Origin of the sequence: Hyalangium sp., assembly GCF_035629615.1 — a bacterium.
GTDB lineage: Bacteria > Myxococcota > Myxococcia > Myxococcales > Myxococcaceae > Hyalangium.
Map to the genome: position 1 here is coordinate 1 of NZ_DASPHO010000136.1, position 14,710 is coordinate 14,710.

Sequence of the window (14,710 nt, forward strand, 5' to 3'; positions counted from 1 at the left end):
CCATCACGGAAGACGCACCAGCCATCCCCTACGAGCAGGGCCTGCAAGCGCTCGTAGGCGAGCACGCGCCGGAGTGAGGCCACCGCCTGGGCTCGATCCTTGATCCCCTGCTCCGGCTTCAGCAGCATCAGCTCGCCCGCCCGGTGCGATCGCAGCAGGTCGCCCGAGATGAACGTTGTGTCCTCCAGGATCAGGGCCAGCTCGCCCGGAGTCTTCGAGCCCGCGAGCTCGAGGACCCGAAGCCCTGGCAGGAACTCCTCGCCGTCCTTCAGCCACCGATCACAGGGGATGGGGAACCCCTCTCGCTCCGCCGAGGGCCCCGCGATCTTGCAGCCGAACTCCGCGGCGATCTCCTGAGCGCCGCGGACGTGGGCCGAGTTGGTCAGCACGATCCAGGCAGCGCCGCCCAGCTCTCGCAGGTGCTTGCGGTCATGCTCCGAGAGCGGCAAGGGATCCACCAGGACGTTCCCACCCTCGCGAGTCCATGCAAAGCTGTTGAAGTCGATGTCGAGCCGCTCGGCGAACTCGGACCAGCAGTAGAGATCCTTGCGGTGAAGTCGCTTCATGGTGGGCGCTCCCTGACCCCGGGCTGTGAAGGTGGATGCCAGGCCCTCACCCTACACTTCCCCCGGTGCAAGTGGGACACGCTCCGCGCTCAGAGTCGACCGTGAGGCACTCGCCCCTGCTTCAGCGCCTCCACCTGCATGAACGTGAAGGGCTGCTCGTAGAGCACGCGATCCTGCTGGCGCGTCCGGAAGAGGTCGACGATGAGGTTCATCCGATCCCCCAGATCCCCCCAGTCCCGCGCCGCGCTCCCCGCCGTGTCGTTCGGTGTCCGATCCAGCGTCGCCATCAGCGAGACGAGCTCCGCGTGCTCCAGGCGCGAGAGCGAGGGTGGGAAGTCCCGCTCGGCATTCAGCGCCGGGATGTCCTCCCCGAGCCGGAGCGTCACGTCTGGCAGATCCAACCGCATCAGCGCCCGGGTGATCAGCTCCCGCCACAGACGCTCCAGCTTGCCGGCCAGGGGCCCAAAGGCGCCGCGCAGGGACAGCTCGTGGAAGGGGTTGCCCCGTCGCGCAGGCGCTACCCCCATGAGCTCCACCACTTGATCGAGGAACACCTGCCGCAGCGGCGCATGCAGGGCGCCGAGGATCGGCCCTTGGAGGCGTGTCTGCTCGTGGTAGCCCACCAGGGCGTTGGCCAGGAAGATGCGCTCGGCCCGGGCCTTGGCGCCCTGCTCGAACATCGCCTATCTCCGGGGTCCCATCGCCTGCTCCTTTCCCATGGGAGGCAGCGACCCTGGGTGCGAGCGCCTGCCTGATCCCTCGTGGGCTCAGACGATGCGAAACACCCGCCCGACGGGGACGAAGGGCAGGTGCTTCCCCTGTGGCATCAGGAAGGCGTGCTCGCGCCGGATCTGGAGCCGGTCGCACTCTCCATCCGTGATGATGAGGAGTGGCCCGTCCTTCGGGAAGTCCTTGGCGCGCTCCAGCAGATCGATCCCTGGCTGGAGGACCGTGCCGCCTCGGCCGCGGACTCGGACCCGCTCGGCGAGCGTCTCCGGCGCGACATAGCCCTCGTCGTAGGCCACCGCGTCACAGAAGACGAGCCGCACCTGCGTCACCTCCCGGGCCTGGCTGTAGCTGGCAATGGCCCCAAGGGCCTTGGCCAGCAGCTTGCGCTCCATGGAGCCGGAGGTGTCCAGCACCACCCCGAAGGTCCTCCCCTCCCTCGCCTCCGCCAGGGGCACCCAGAGCGGACGGGGAATGTCAGGGGTGGCGGACTGGCGCCGGCTGAGCCGCGTGTACGTCCGGCGCTTCTCCAGGGGAGAGAAGTGCTGGGCGAACCACTGCGCCAGCTCCACGTCCCAGGGGATGGGGGGCTGATCCAGCGCGCGGATCTCCTCCACCAGCGCAGCGGGCAGGTACCCTCGGCCCTCGGCCTCGTGGAACGCGAGCCCCTGCGTGAGGCAGCGCCGGTAGAAGGCGTCCAGCGACGCGCCATCGCCCCGCATCCACCAGTCGGGGCTCTGCCCCTCCAGCATGTCTCCGAGCCCGTAGCCGCGCAGCGTGGCCAGCTTCCGGTAGCGGCGCATGTCCGTGACGATCAGATCGTAGACAGCCTCGGCGGACATTCCCTTGAGCTCGGGATCGTAGAGGACCCCGAACTTGGGCAGCTCGCCGACTCCCATCTCCACGAGCCACCCGTTCACCACGTAGTCACACGCGACGTTCCACAGGTAGGGATCCCGCCCCATGCGGCGCGCCTGGTGGCGAAGGCCCACGTGGAGCAGCTCGTGCGCGATGACAAAGCGCATCCCCTCCTCGCGCAGTCCCGCGGCCGGGTTGAGGTAGATCTCCCGAGCCTCGGCGTCCACCGCGGCCACCGTGATCTGCAGCCGGTGACAGACCTGCGGATCCTCCACCAGGGTGAAGTGGGCCGCCAGCGAGCCGAGCAACGGAAACCGGGCGATGAACCACGAGCGTGCCCGCGCGGCCTCCGTCTGCGCACTCCCCCGCGAGCTCATCGTCTGGCGCAGTCCCGCGGCCAGCTCCACCGCCGCATCCACCGCCTGCACGAGCCCCTCGGCGAAGATGGCCTCCCAGTCCGTCCCATCGACCGTGTCGAACTGCGCGGGCTCGATCATGTCGTAGGAGCTCGGGCCCGCGGCTCCACAGCCGGAGAGCTGAGGGGGGATGCCCTCACGGACGAAGGTCTCGTACAACCGCTCCTCGCTCTTGGAGCCGAAGTCCACCTCCACCAGCATGTCATCCGGAGGGCGACCGAACTTGAGGTCCCTCAGGAAGCGCGCCACGAAGCAGTCGCACGCCGTCTGCCAGGCAATGGGCTCGGGGACGTTCTTGAAGTGCCCCAGTCCCAGGTGAAGCAGGCAGTGGGCGATCACGTAGGCCCACTCCTCCGGCGAGCCGCGCCGCTTGGGGTGCGCGTAGAGCGCTCCCCGGGGGCTCACCACCGCCCAGCCACTCGGTGGGTAGGGTGTACCCTCCCGGCGGTAGAGGGACACGCGCCACATCAGCAGCCCGAAGATCGGGTGGGCGCGGACCTTCTCGACGCCCTTCTCGAAGGCCTCGGTGGCGGGATCGCTTCCTTTCTTCTTCTCGTCCTTACGCGCCATCCTTGCGCTCCACCAGCCGCGGCAGATCGCGCACGATCTCCAGCAGGAGCCAGTCCGGCAGCCCCTCGCCGTCCTGCCGTGCCACCACCATCTGCGCCAGCTCGAAGCTGATGGCCGCCAGGCTCTTGATCAACCCCTTGCCTCGATGCGCCAGCTCGCGGTGGTGCTCGGCGAGCGCCTCGCGTGTGCGTGGCAGCTCCTTGATGAGCTGGGCGCGCAGCGACTGGGAGAGGAAGTAGAGGACGTCCCGATCCTCGGGCGCGTGGGGCCAGCCCATCTCGCCGCGGAGGATGGCGCTGAGCCGGTACTTGCTGCGGGCCTGCTTCACGAAGGCCTTGAACTGCCCGGCGTGGACCGGGGTGAGGCACCCGTAGGCCAGCACCTCCAGCGTGGCGTCCGACACCTCCTCGCCGTACTCCTTGAGCGCGTCGCTGAGCATGTGCCACGAGCGCGGTGTGGAGAAGGGCTCCTCGTGCTTGGGCGAGGCGCTCCAGAGGTGATCCGGCCGCAGCCGGATGTAGTCGAGCACGATCGGGTGGATCTCGCTCTGCTGGGCCCACTCTAGCCAGTCCTGGTGCGACGCCTGGAGCTGCACGTGGATCATCCGGTTGATGAGCGCCGAGGACATGGGCTTGACGATGGCGCTGTCCTGCGCGCGGTTGCCCGCGCCGATGACGATGGAGCCCGAGGGCAGCTCGTACTCGCCGATGCGCCGCTCGTGGATCAGGCTGTAGAAGGCCTTCTGCACCTCGTGGGAGCAGGCGTTCAGCTCGTCGAGGAAGAGGCAGTAGGGATCGTCCCGGGCGATCATCGTTGGCGGGCAGAAGCGGCTCTTGCCGTTGACGATCTGCGGCACGCCGATGAGGTCCTCGGGGGCCAGCTGGCTGCCGAGCAGCGACACGCACGGCAGTCCTACCTGCTGCGCGAACTGCTGGACGATGGAGGACTTGCCGATCCCCGGTGGGCCCCAGATGAACACGGGCCGGACCACGGCGACATGAAGGAGGTACTCGGCCAGCGATTTCTGGGTCAGCGTCTGGACGGCGTTCACTCGGGGGACTCCTGGTGCCGGGGGGCTCCTGGAAAGAGGGTCAGAGCTTCAGGCCCGGCCCGAACCGCTGCTTCAGCGCATCCAGCTTCCGCTTCTCCCACCACATCTCGCTCAGATCGAGGTGCGTCAGCCGGGGGAGCACCTTCGGCGAAGCCAGGATGCGCACTCCCTCGGGAGTGAACTCGTTATGCGCCAGCTCGAGCCGCTCCAGGTTCTCCAGCACCTGGCTCTCCGCCAGCTGCTTGACGGCCGAGTCCGTCAGCTGGTTCCGGTTCAGCGCGAGCCACTTCAGAGGCCGGAGCCACTCCGCCTCCGCCAGCGGAGAGAGGCCCTCTTCGAGCATCAGGCACTGCGACAGGAACAGGCGCTCGAGCTTGAGCCGACCCTGGGAGAACACGCCCAAGGCCTCGTCATCCAGCTCCTCACTGCCCCCTGTCAGGCTGAGGGTCCGCAGGCTGCTCAGTCGCTCGCTTCCGAGCACCGCGGAGATCCCGCTCACCTTCGCTCCTGGCAGGAGCAGCGAGTCCAGCTTGCCCACATGCGCCGCCGCCGCCAGCGCCTTCGCCCCCGCATCCACCTTCCCCGTCAGCTTCAGCCAGCGGACCTGCTCGAACCAGGGCTGCCCGGCCGCCGCCCCCAGTCCCTTGCCGTCCTGGAGCGAGACCGTCAGCTTGTGCACGGGCTCGTGCGCCAGCAGCTCCTCCCCGTTCTCGGCGAGGCGCTTCTCTGGGAGCGTCAGCTCCTCGACGAACCCTCGCCGGTAGGACAGGTCTCCTGCACTCACTCCTGGCAGCTCCTCCGCCCAGGCCTTCCCATGCTCCTTCAGAAGCTGCTTCACCCGCTTGTTCAGCGTGGATCGCTGCTCTGGATTCAGCCTCGTGCGGAGGGACAGCTCCGCGCGGATGAGCTCGGCGCGCGCGCCTGCCCCGTGCGCCTCGAGCCACTGCGCACAGGCCAGCCGGGGCTCTGGCGCCTCCGGGTGCGCTGCGATCTTCGCCAGCAGTGCAGGATCGGGCCTCATCCGCCGAGCAGCTCCTTCACCTCGCGCTGCCAGCGTGCGCCCAGCTCCGGGTGCACCATGTGTACATAGGCCGCGTAGCCTCGCAACCAGCCCTCGAAGTTCTCCCGGCCCCGCGCCTGCGACGCCACCCCGTGCTTGCGGCAGTTGGCCAGGATCGCCTTGAACCGGCGACGATCCACGCGCGGGATGGAGACCTGCTCGTTCACCGTCAGGCCTGTTACACGCTGGCGGGAGTTCTTGCGCATCACCCGCCGCTTCGGGTGGTTCTCCGTGAAGCCCTCCTGCTGGAGGATGGCGTTCACCCACCACAGGAAGCGGCCCATCTTCTCGGGTGGATTCTTGAAGGAGAAGGACAGGTCATCCGCATAGCGCGTGTAGGTAGCCCCCAGCTTCTTCGCCAGCGCCGTGAGGCGCGCGTCCATGCGGCGGCACACCAGGTTGGCGATTGCCGGAGACGTGGGCGCTCCCTGCGGCAGCGCGCCCGGCCACACCACCGTCCCATCCGGCAGCTTCGGCCGGTGCGTGGCGAGCCCCGCCAGCGCGCTGGCCACCTCTTCGCCGTAGCCGTGCGCCTGGAAGAGCCCCTTCACGCGCCGGTAGTGCACCGTGGGGAAGAAGTCCTCCAGATCCACGCGCACCACCACCGTGGCGCCCGTGTGCGGCTCGGCGTTGCTCACCGTGGAGCGCCCCTTCACGAAGCCATGCGCAGCCTCATGCGCGGGCATGTGCTCGAGGATCTTCTCCAGGATGGCGCGCTGCACCGCCTTGAGCTGCGCCCGCGGCGCGGAGATGCGGCGCACCCCGCCCGAGCGCTTGGGCACCTCGAACTCCACGTACCCCGAGCCCGCCTCGGTCCCCGGGCGCATCAGCGCCTCGAGCTCCTTCTCCTTCACGCCCACCAGCTCCGCCACGTCCTTGCGGGTGGCCAGCTTGGGCAGCTTGCCCTTCAGGGGCGGCTGCTTCTTGGCGCTCCCCCAGCGGTTCATGGGGACGCCGAAGCTCCAGCCACTGGGGTTCCACCCACCGCGGGACAGGGGGCCCGGATTGCGAGGCGGCTTGAAGCGGCGGTCCGGCGGAGAGACGTCCGTCAACCCCAGCTTCTGCACCGCCGCCCGAGCGGAGTTCGCGACCCGCTTATCCGCATCCTTCACCAGCCGGCGGAGCTGCCCCGCCGCCGTCGCGCGCGCGAAGAGCAGCGGGATCTGCTTCACGCCCCGGCGCCGCTCGCGCGGATCGACGCTGCGCAGCATGCGCCCCACCGGCTCCAGCCACTGGCGGCTCACGTAGAAGCGGGCCACCTCGTACTCGGCCAGCCCCTGGTGGCTCTCGAGCAGCTCGGTGATGCGCTCGAAGTTGGCCTCGGGCTCTGCCATCAGCGGCTTCAGCTCGAGGAGGAGGCCAACGAGGTTCATTCCCATGCTCTCCTGGGGTGCAAGCCCCCGCGCGGCGGAAGACACTGCGCTCCTGAGGCCGCCGCCACCTGCACGGCAGATGCACGCGGGGTCAGGGAAGCCGGCAAGGCGGACCCCGCGCTGCGTCGTTCTTCAATGGGTATCGCTGGCAGCCGCGACGTGACATCGCGGACGGAAGGCTGGCTGCACGCGACCCCAGGAGCACTGTGAACTCCAGCACATTCGCCGCGCCGTGTGAAGCCTTCACCAGGTCACCGGCGGCTCACCCTCTTCCTCCAGGAGTGCCAGGAAGGTGTCACGGGTCCCGCCCGGGGCCTGTCGGATGAGCGTGTTGAACTGTTGGTTTCGCGCGCGGACCCGCGCTCCGTGGGCGCGCATCACCTCCAGCGCCTCGGGCACCATGTGGGGCCGGGCGAGCACCTCCAGGTTCTGCAGCAGCTCGCGGTGGCTCCGGGGCGCGGAGAGGCTGGCGCTGACCCCCGGCTGGGACAGGCTGTAGCGATAGCAGTCCACCGCGCTGGGGAGTACCGCGCCCGAGGGCATTCCCGGCGTGGGCTTGAGGAGCCGGCCGTAGCAGGTGGCGGTGAAGGTCAGCACCCCCGTTCCCCGCGCGAGCGCCTCTGGGAAGAAGGCCGCCTCCGCGCCCGGGTGGGCGGCGCTGTGGCGTGTCATCACCACCGGCCAGGGGTTGCGCCGGATTGCCTCCGCGGCCAGGTCTCGCAGGTGGGTGGAGAAGCCAAAGGCGCGGAGCTTGCCCTCGGCGCGCAGCTGCTCCAGCGCCTCGAAGTCCTCTGCCGTGAGCCGCTCGGGTGAGCGCACCCAGAACAGGAGGAAGACATCCAGGTGGCTGGTGCGGAGCTGGCGCAGCGCGGACTCCACGTCCCGGCGGAGCGCGGCGGGCCCCGAGTGGTAGGAGCCCGCGACCACCACGAGCCCCTCGCGATGGGACCGGCGCGAGCGGAGGAAGCGCGTGAGCTGCAGGTACTCCGTCTCCCAGAAGAAGGCGTTCACGCCCGCCTCATGGGCCTCGGCCAGCGATGCGAGGGACAGGCCGTTCGCGCCCGAGAGCACGAGCGGCGAGACGCTGAGCCCCGTGCTCCCCAGGGCGCGCCAGGAGGCCCGTGGAGTGATCTCAGGGGGGGCGCGCTTCGGGGCCGTCTTGTCCCGGCGAGGCCGTGTGGGCCGGCGCTCCTCGAGATCGGGGGCCGCTGCGAAGGCCTCGTCCGGGAAGACCAGCGTCATCGCCTCCAGGTGTGCCACCACCCGATCCGGCTCCGAAGCATCTCGCAGCGCGGCGGCCAGGTGCTCGAAGGCGGCGGCATCCGCCTGGCGCAGCAGCCAGGTGTAGGCGGAGGCGCGAAGATCGGGATCCTGCGTGCGTGAGGCTCCTCGCAGCCGCTCGGACAGGAGTGCATCGAGAGTCTCGCACTCCTCCAGCACCGCCGCGGCAGCGGCTCGGACCATCGGAGAAGGATCGAGCGACAGGCGCAGGAGCGCTTCCAGCTCCTCCCGCGTTCCCTCCGCGCGGAGCAGCTCTGCCCCGCGGGCTCGCATCCAGGGATCTGGAGAGAGCGCGCTGGCAAGCCCCACGCTCCGCACCTCGTCAGGAGCGAGCTTCGTCGCCTGGGAAGCCAGGAGCGTCAGCGCGGCGCGCCGCACCGAGAGGTCCGAATCCTGCGCACAGGCCACGTTCGCCGAGGGCACATCCAGCGCCGCCATGCGGATCCACGGGTCCTCGTGTGTGAGCGCTTCGCGCCGCTCCTCCTCCGTGAGACGGCCCAACTCCGAGCGCTCCCCAAGGGCCACTGCACGGACTGACGTGTCGGCCTCTTTCGAGAGACGCTCGAGCAAGGCCTCCTCTTCGACACAGCCGGCACCTTCCGCCACGGCGCGGCGCTCCCGTGAAGTCCTGGCTCGGGGTGCGAAGGCCACGAGAGCCCGGGCGAACGCCATGATGGCCGAGGGAGCCGGAGGCCGGCGCTCCCAGGCGGCGATGACCTCCTCGCGCACGGATGCGTCCGGATCCTCCAAGGCCGCGAGCACCTCCGCACGGCTTGCGGGATCGAGGACGAGCCCGGAGAGGGCTGCACGCCGGATGGCAGGCTCCTCATGACGAGCCAGGGTCCGGACACGCTCGATCAGCTCGGTCTCATCCCTCCGCACCACGATCCGTGCAGCCCAGGCGAGCGCGCCCGGACGCGGCGGCTCGCCGAGGATGCGTGACGCCAGGGCGAGCTCATCCACGTCGATCCGTTGGAGAAGGGAGCGGACCTCTTCCGCGGCATGTGGGACCCGTGGCTCGTCCAGCCAGCGCATCGCGAGCCGGACGGCCTCGGGATCCCGACGCTCGATCAGGCGCCGCCGTGCGAGCGAGCGAAGCGGCTCATGCGGATCTCCCAGCCACTCCACCAGCTTGACGGGGGGGACGGCCGAAGCGGGCAACCGCTCGAGGCGCGCCGTGACCACAGCGGGATCCTGATCGTCCAGCCCCGCCTCCGTGGACACGGGGACTGGGCCTGCGAAGCTCCCTGTCCCAGGTGCTGGTGCCGAGGAGCTCCAAGCTCCCTCGAGATACAGGGCAGCAGCTTTCACGGACCCGGGCCCCGCGCCTTCTCCCGCTGCGCGTACCCGTTGCCGTACACCGGCGTCTGCTTCTCCCAGCCAGACCAGCGCCTGCACCGCCGCGCTGCGCACGCGCCAGAACGGGTCCTCCAGGGTCCGGAGGAGCAGGTCCAGAGCCTCGGTGCCCGCGACAGAAGCCGCCGCCCGGACCGCGGATCGCCGCACCCACCAGACGGGCTCTTCGCGGCCGGCCCGCTCCGCATCGGGGAGTAGCTCGCGAGCGCCCAGCCGAGCCAGGGCACGCCAGGCGCGATCCCGGACCGCGGGCATCGGGTCGCGCAGCGCCTCGAGGAGGGCGGAGGTGCAGAGACGATCCCGCGACTCTCCCAGCCGGCGTGCAGCAGAGGCACGAACTTCGGCGTCCTCATCCCCCAGCAGGGCCTGACGCAGCGCATACCGGCCGGTGAGAGCCGTGGCATCCACGGCCTCCACAGCCTCACGCCGCACCTCGGCGGCCTCGTCGAGCAGCCGCACTGCGGCCGGGTCCAAAGGCGTCATGACGCTCAAAGTCTACGCGCCCTGCTAGAATCCCGCCCATGCCTGACATGCTGACCATCATCAGCAAGGCGACCTTTCCGCTTCCGTGCCGACTCTTGAGCCTCGGGTTGGTGGCGCTGCTGGTGGGCTGCGCCGGCTCCTCGCGAGTTCTCCGCTTGGAGACGGAGCAGAACGAGTCTGTCGTTCACATCCCGCAAGGCGCCCGTGCGCCTGCAACGTTGAGCGAGCACGACTTCCAGGAGGCCATCTCCACTCACGCCCCGGAGGTGAGGCCCTCGCCTCAACCGCTCCAGGAAGCACGGCGGCTGTGGCTGACCCCATCCCGAAGGGAGGCATATGCCGGTACCCGCAGGCACCTGGGACTTGTCTCGCTCGATACGAGTGAGGACGTGCCTCGGGCCCACCTACTCTCGGAGCCCATGGGAGCAGACGCGGAGATCACGCGCGGCTACGGCCTATGGTGCCAGGATGGCTCAGAACCCTTGGACTGCCTCCAGTTGCTAGAGGGTGGCGCGCTACTCGGGCATGACGGCAAGCGCGCCCTGGCCTTGCACTTCGCCATGGCCTCGCTCTGGCAGGAAGCGAAGGACGCGCTGGGCCAGATGGTGGACCCTCTGGCGATTCAGGCCACGCTCGTCTCCGCCATGACGATGTATCTCATGCTCTGGGTGCTGCCCGAGCCCCTCTCCAAAGGGCTCGCGGCGGCGATGACCGTGGCACTCATCGGCTACCTGGGCTTTGACACTGTCTGGAGTCTCTTTCAGGGCTGGGCCCGGCTGGTGGAGGAGGTTGACGAGGCCTCTTCGTTCGACCAGGTGCGCGCCTCCGGACGACGGTTCAGCAAGGTGATGGGTCCCAACGTAGCCCGCGTCTTCGTCATGCTCTTCACCGCTGCGGCGGGCAGCACAGCGGCAGGCTTCGCTTCCAAGCTCCCCTCTCTTCCCGGCGCCTCCCAGGCCACTCTAATGGCCGAGGCTCAAGGGGGTGCCCGCCTCTACCTCGCGGCGGCGGTGGACACGGTGGCAGTCTCCGCGCAGGGCGCCACCGTTGTCCTGGCCCCAGGCGCGCTCGCCATGGCGAACCAGGATTCATCTGCTGGCGGCAACAGCTCCACGGGCGACACGACGGTCTATCTCTCGCGGAGTCCCAGCGGACAAGTGCACTACGTGGGCATCACGAACGAGCTTGCGCGCCGCATGGCGGAGCACCTTCGGCTCAATGGCTTCCGGATTGTGCAATTGATGAAGGGGCTCTCCCGTGACGACGCCCGAGCAGTCGAACAGGTGCTCATCGAGATCCATGGGCTCCAGAAGAACGGTGGCACGCTGCTGAACCGTATCAACAGCGTTGCCCGCACCAACCCAAAGTACGCAGCCATGCTGCGACGCGGGAAAGAACTCCTGGAATCCATCGGCTACAAGGACTGACTGCAATGGCTGCCGCTCGCAAGAAAGCGCGATTCGGGGATGTCATCGAGGTTCGTACGCCTCGTGGCCTAGCCTACTTGCAGTACACGTCCAAACACCCTGAGTACAGCGACACGGTCCGCGTCCTCCCTGGAGTTTTCGAGCAGCGACCCGATCCGGATGAGTTGGCGGCTCTAGCAACCCAAGAGGGCTACTTCACTTTCTACCTCGTAAGTCTCGCTGTCAGACATGGCCTCGTCGAGATCATCGGCAATTACCCGATTCCAGCAGGTCTTGAAACTCCACGCGCTCTACTGCGGCATGGCTTCATCACGCGTGAGGGAAAGGTAACGGCATGGGTGCTCGAAGAGGGCTCCAAGGAGACCCTGCTGAAAAGAGAACTCACCCCCGAGGAGAAACACCTCTCGCTTGCGGAGCTATGGAACCACGAGTTCCTGGTGCATCGCCTGGCCCAACAGTGGAGACCTGAACACGAGCATGCAGAACGCCAGCACCAGATGGCAGCCAGCATTCCGCCGGAGGCATCCGGAAAAGTGGCGGAGCGTCCCAAGGCTCCTGCCAGCGGCAAGCCACCGCGCATGCGCCACTACCTCTACTTCCCCCGCGCCAAGGAGGGCAAAGCCGTCGCCGCCGAGCTGCGCCAACGCGGATTCACGGTCGAGAGCCGCAAGGGCTCCGATGGCGTGAACTGGCTCGTCCTCGCCGAGCACTCCCTCACCCCGGGAGACGAGGCCGGGCTCGCAGTCCGGGAGGAGCTAGAGCGCATCGCCCAACAACACTCGGGCGAGTACGACGGTTCGGAGACGGCGCTCACGGAGTGAAGTGAGGCCTGCGCCCTGATAGAATCCCGCCCATGCCTGACATGCTGGCCATCATCAGCAAGGCGGTCTTCGAGAAGGAAGCAGCCGGCCTCAAGCCGGGCGAGGTTCTTCCGCTGGACCGGTACCGCAGCGCGAGCCGCCACCTCGACCCGCTGAAGTCGGGGGGCCGTCTCTTCCTCGTCACCGTGCGCCCGCCCAAAGAGGCCCTTTGGTTGGTGGCGGTGCTCGAGGGGCTGAAGTTCAAGGAGGAGGAATGGCGCGGCACTGCCAACCGAGTCCCCATCACCGACATCACCACGCTGATCCCGAAGCTGCGCTTCGAGTCGGGCAAGGGTATCGCCGCAGCGAAGGGAGCGCTGGGCATGTCCCTCCAGACGCCTCGCGCGCTCACCGCTGAGGACGTCAAGCTGCTGCTCCCGGCAAGCGGTGGCGCCGGAGCCACGGAGGCCCCGGTCGCGGTGGGCCCGATCAACCTCACGGCCCACGATCCCGAGTCACCCCTGCCGTGCCTCTGCAAGCGCTGCCTGCCGAAGGCTCCCGAGCATGCCAAGAAGGGGCGCATGGAGTTCACCCGCTCGAAGGTCGAAGCGGAGGGCAGAGCGCTCTACTACTGGCTGCCCGACGAGCTGCTGCCAGAGGCTCCCGCAGTCTCCAAGTCCGTGCTGGGCGCCCTGCTCGCCCGCGTCTGAGTGAGAGGGTTCAGGACGGGGTTGAGCGGGTTACTGGGTCATCAGGAATGTGCCCAGGCACATCTCGTCCCCCGTACCCTCTCCCCACTCCAGATCCTTCGCGTTCGGCCGCTGTTGTCCCAATGGCACTCCACAGCGATGCGGTTCCCCGTGCCGACGGGCAACACGTTGCCCTCGCCGCCGCGCTCCTGGTGACTTTCAGATATGAGGATGCCCCCATGAACCTCGACGGAGCCCGAGCAGTCATTACCGGCGCTGGAAGCGGCCTGGGCCGAGCGCTGTGCCTGGAGCTCGCCCGGCATCAGGCTCGCGTGGTGGTGTCGGACCGGGACGTCCCCTCCGCGGAGGAGACCGCCCATCAAGTCGAGCAGGCGGGCGGCAAGGCGCTCGTCCAGCCGTGCGACGTCACACAGCCAGATCAGGTGGAGCAGCTGGCCGAGAGGGCCTTCTCCCAGCTCGGAGGAGTGGATCTGCTCGTCAACAACGCCGGCGTGGCGTGCGCCGGAGAGGTGGGCCAGCTCCCTCTGGCAGAGTGGAAGCGCGTGCTGGACGTGAACCTGTGGGGCGTCATCCACGGCTGCCACACCTTCGTGCCCCGGCTGCGGCAGCAGGGCTCGGGGCACATCCTCAACATCTCCTCCGCCGCAGGGCTGATCTCCGTGGGCTACATGGCGCCGTATAATGTCTCGAAGGCGGGCGTGGTGTCCCTCTCGGAGACGCTCTACATCGAGCTGAAGGCGGCGGGCATCGGCGTCACCGTGGCCTGCCCGACGTTCTTCCGCACCAACCTCGCCGTGTCCGCGCAGTACACCGATCCGAAGCTGGGCAAGGCCGGCAGCCGGCTGGTGGGGGAGGCCCGCATCGGGCCGGACCGAGTGGCCCGAGAGTGCCTGAGGGCCGTGGCGCGCAAGGCCCGCTATGCGCTCCCCCTCGCCGACGGCCGGTGGGCCTGGAGGCTCAAGCGCCTGTCTCCCGACGCCTTCCTGTACGCCACGCACCTGGTCCAGAAGCGGCTCATGAAGGAAAGCGAGCCCTGAGCAGGGCATGACGCGGGGAGCGCGCGGGCCATGTAATGTGGCCCCTCCTCTGGAGGAATGATGGCCGTCCTGTCCGCCGCCGAAGCCACGCCCCGCTTGCAGCAGGAGTACCGGGACGGGCGGCTCATCCCCTTCCTGGGGGCGGGCTTCTCCAAGCCCCTCAAGCTGCCGGACTGGTCCGAGCTGATGGGCTGGATCGCCCAGCGCCTCGACTTCGAGCCCGAGCTGTTCTACCTCCACGGCCGCTACGAGCAGCTCGCCGAGTACTTCCAGCTCGCAGGCCACGATCACTTCCAGCAGCTGGTGCACGAGATGACGCGCCGCTTCGACTCGGAAGAGGCCGTCAACGCGCGAAGGGTGTCCGGGATGCACCAGGCGCTGGCCAGCCTCGACTGGCGCACCCTCTACACCACCAACTACGACTCGCACGTGGAGGGCGCGCTCCAGGATGCGGGCAGGAAGGTCGCGGTGCTGTCCTCGTTCGAGGACTTCCAGACGCGGCGCGAGCCCGGCACCACTGACGTCATCAAGTTCCACGGCACGCTGGCGAAGCCGGACACCATCGTCCTCACCGAGAGCTCCTACTACCACCGGATTGCCCTGGAGTCGCCCGTGGATCAGCGCCTGCGCGCGGATCTGCTCAGCCACAGCTTCCTGTTCGTCGGCTACAGCTTCAATGACTTGAACATCCGCTATATCTGGTACCGCATGCACCAGCTCCGCCTCCAGGGACAGGCCGGCGCCCGGCGTCCATCCACGCGGCGCTGCTTCATTGCCACCTTCGGGCCCGGTCCCATCCAGCCCGATCTGCTGGAGCAGTGGAACATCGATCTGATCCAGCTCGACCCCGCGGACAAGGAGGCCAGCGTCGCGGACCTCCTCCAGCGCATCCGCTGAGCCCTCATCCAGGAGACCCGCGATGATGCCCGACTGGTACTTCAACACGTGCAATGACGCGAAGGTCCGCGAGGTCCTCCACGTCTTTGGCGGCTCCCA

The 14,710-nt window shown here is 68.5% G+C and carries 12 protein-coding genes; 5 read left to right on the plus strand and 7 right to left on the minus strand.

Annotation, left to right across the window (positions count from 1 at the left end; translation table 11 throughout):
* The 7 genes from VD972_RS06685 to VD972_RS06715 form a co-directional block, all read right to left on the minus strand.
* Nucleotides 1-566: MBL fold metallo-hydrolase (locus VD972_RS06685; RefSeq protein ID WP_324982444.1), on the minus strand; the 566-nt coding region annotated here is incomplete at its 3' end.
* Between the two features lie 89 nt (nt 567-655).
* The gene (locus VD972_RS06690) at nt 656-1,246 is read right to left on the minus strand and encodes a hypothetical protein (RefSeq protein WP_324982447.1); all 591 of its coding nucleotides are present in this window, start codon (nt 1,244-1,246) and stop codon (nt 656-658) included.
* A gap of 87 nt (nt 1,247-1,333) precedes the next feature.
* Nucleotides 1,334-3,136, minus strand: coding sequence for a DUF2201 family putative metallopeptidase (locus VD972_RS06695; RefSeq protein ID WP_324982450.1), 1,803 nt, complete (start codon nt 3,134-3,136; stop codon nt 1,334-1,336).
* Entirely contained in the window at nt 3,126-4,187 is a 1,062-nt protein-coding gene (locus tag VD972_RS06700) for a MoxR family ATPase (protein WP_324982452.1), read from the minus strand. The genes VD972_RS06695 and VD972_RS06700 overlap by 11 nt, the downstream gene beginning before the upstream one ends.
* A 40-nt stretch (nt 4,188-4,227) precedes the next feature.
* Nucleotides 4,228-5,208 carry a TIGR02996 domain-containing protein gene (locus tag VD972_RS06705; protein WP_324982455.1) on the minus strand — a complete coding sequence of 327 codons (981 nt, stop codon included), beginning with the start codon at nt 5,206-5,208 and terminating at the stop codon, nt 4,228-4,230.
* Complete coding sequence (locus tag VD972_RS06710) at nt 5,205-6,620, minus strand: reverse transcriptase family protein (RefSeq protein ID WP_324982458.1); 1,416 nt, start codon at nt 6,618-6,620, stop codon at nt 5,205-5,207. The genes VD972_RS06705 and VD972_RS06710 overlap by 4 nt, the downstream gene beginning before the upstream one ends.
* A gap of 243 nt (nt 6,621-6,863) precedes the next feature.
* The gene (locus VD972_RS06715; protein WP_324982461.1) at nt 6,864-9,740 is read right to left on the minus strand and encodes an aldo/keto reductase; all 2,877 of its coding nucleotides are present in this window, start codon (nt 9,738-9,740) and stop codon (nt 6,864-6,866) included.
* Nucleotides 9,741-9,778: 38 nt separating this feature from the next.
* Between VD972_RS06715 and VD972_RS06720 the strand changes: the two genes are divergently transcribed.
* The 5 genes from VD972_RS06720 (at nt 9,779) to VD972_RS06740 (ending at nt 14,611) form a co-directional block, all read left to right on the plus strand.
* Entirely contained in the window at nt 9,779-11,167 is a 1,389-nt protein-coding gene (locus tag VD972_RS06720) for a GIY-YIG nuclease family protein (protein WP_324982465.1), read from the plus strand.
* Between the two features lie 5 nt (nt 11,168-11,172).
* Complete coding sequence (locus VD972_RS06725) at nt 11,173-11,988, plus strand: ribonuclease E inhibitor RraB (protein ID WP_324982468.1); 816 nt, start codon at nt 11,173-11,175, stop codon at nt 11,986-11,988.
* A 32-nt stretch (nt 11,989-12,020) separates the two neighbouring features.
* Nucleotides 12,021-12,677 carry a hypothetical protein gene (locus VD972_RS06730; protein WP_324982471.1) on the plus strand — a complete coding sequence of 219 codons (657 nt, stop codon included), beginning with the start codon at nt 12,021-12,023 and terminating at the stop codon, nt 12,675-12,677.
* A gap of 218 nt (nt 12,678-12,895) precedes the next feature.
* The gene (locus tag VD972_RS06735; protein WP_324982474.1) at nt 12,896-13,714 is read left to right on the plus strand and encodes an SDR family NAD(P)-dependent oxidoreductase; all 819 of its coding nucleotides are present in this window, start codon (nt 12,896-12,898) and stop codon (nt 13,712-13,714) included.
* Between the two features lie 57 nt (nt 13,715-13,771).
* Nucleotides 13,772-14,611: an SIR2 family protein gene (locus tag VD972_RS06740; RefSeq protein ID WP_324982477.1), complete on the plus strand. Its 840-nt coding sequence runs from the start codon at nt 13,772-13,774 to the stop codon at nt 14,609-14,611.
* Nucleotides 14,612-14,710: the final 99 nt, after the last annotated feature.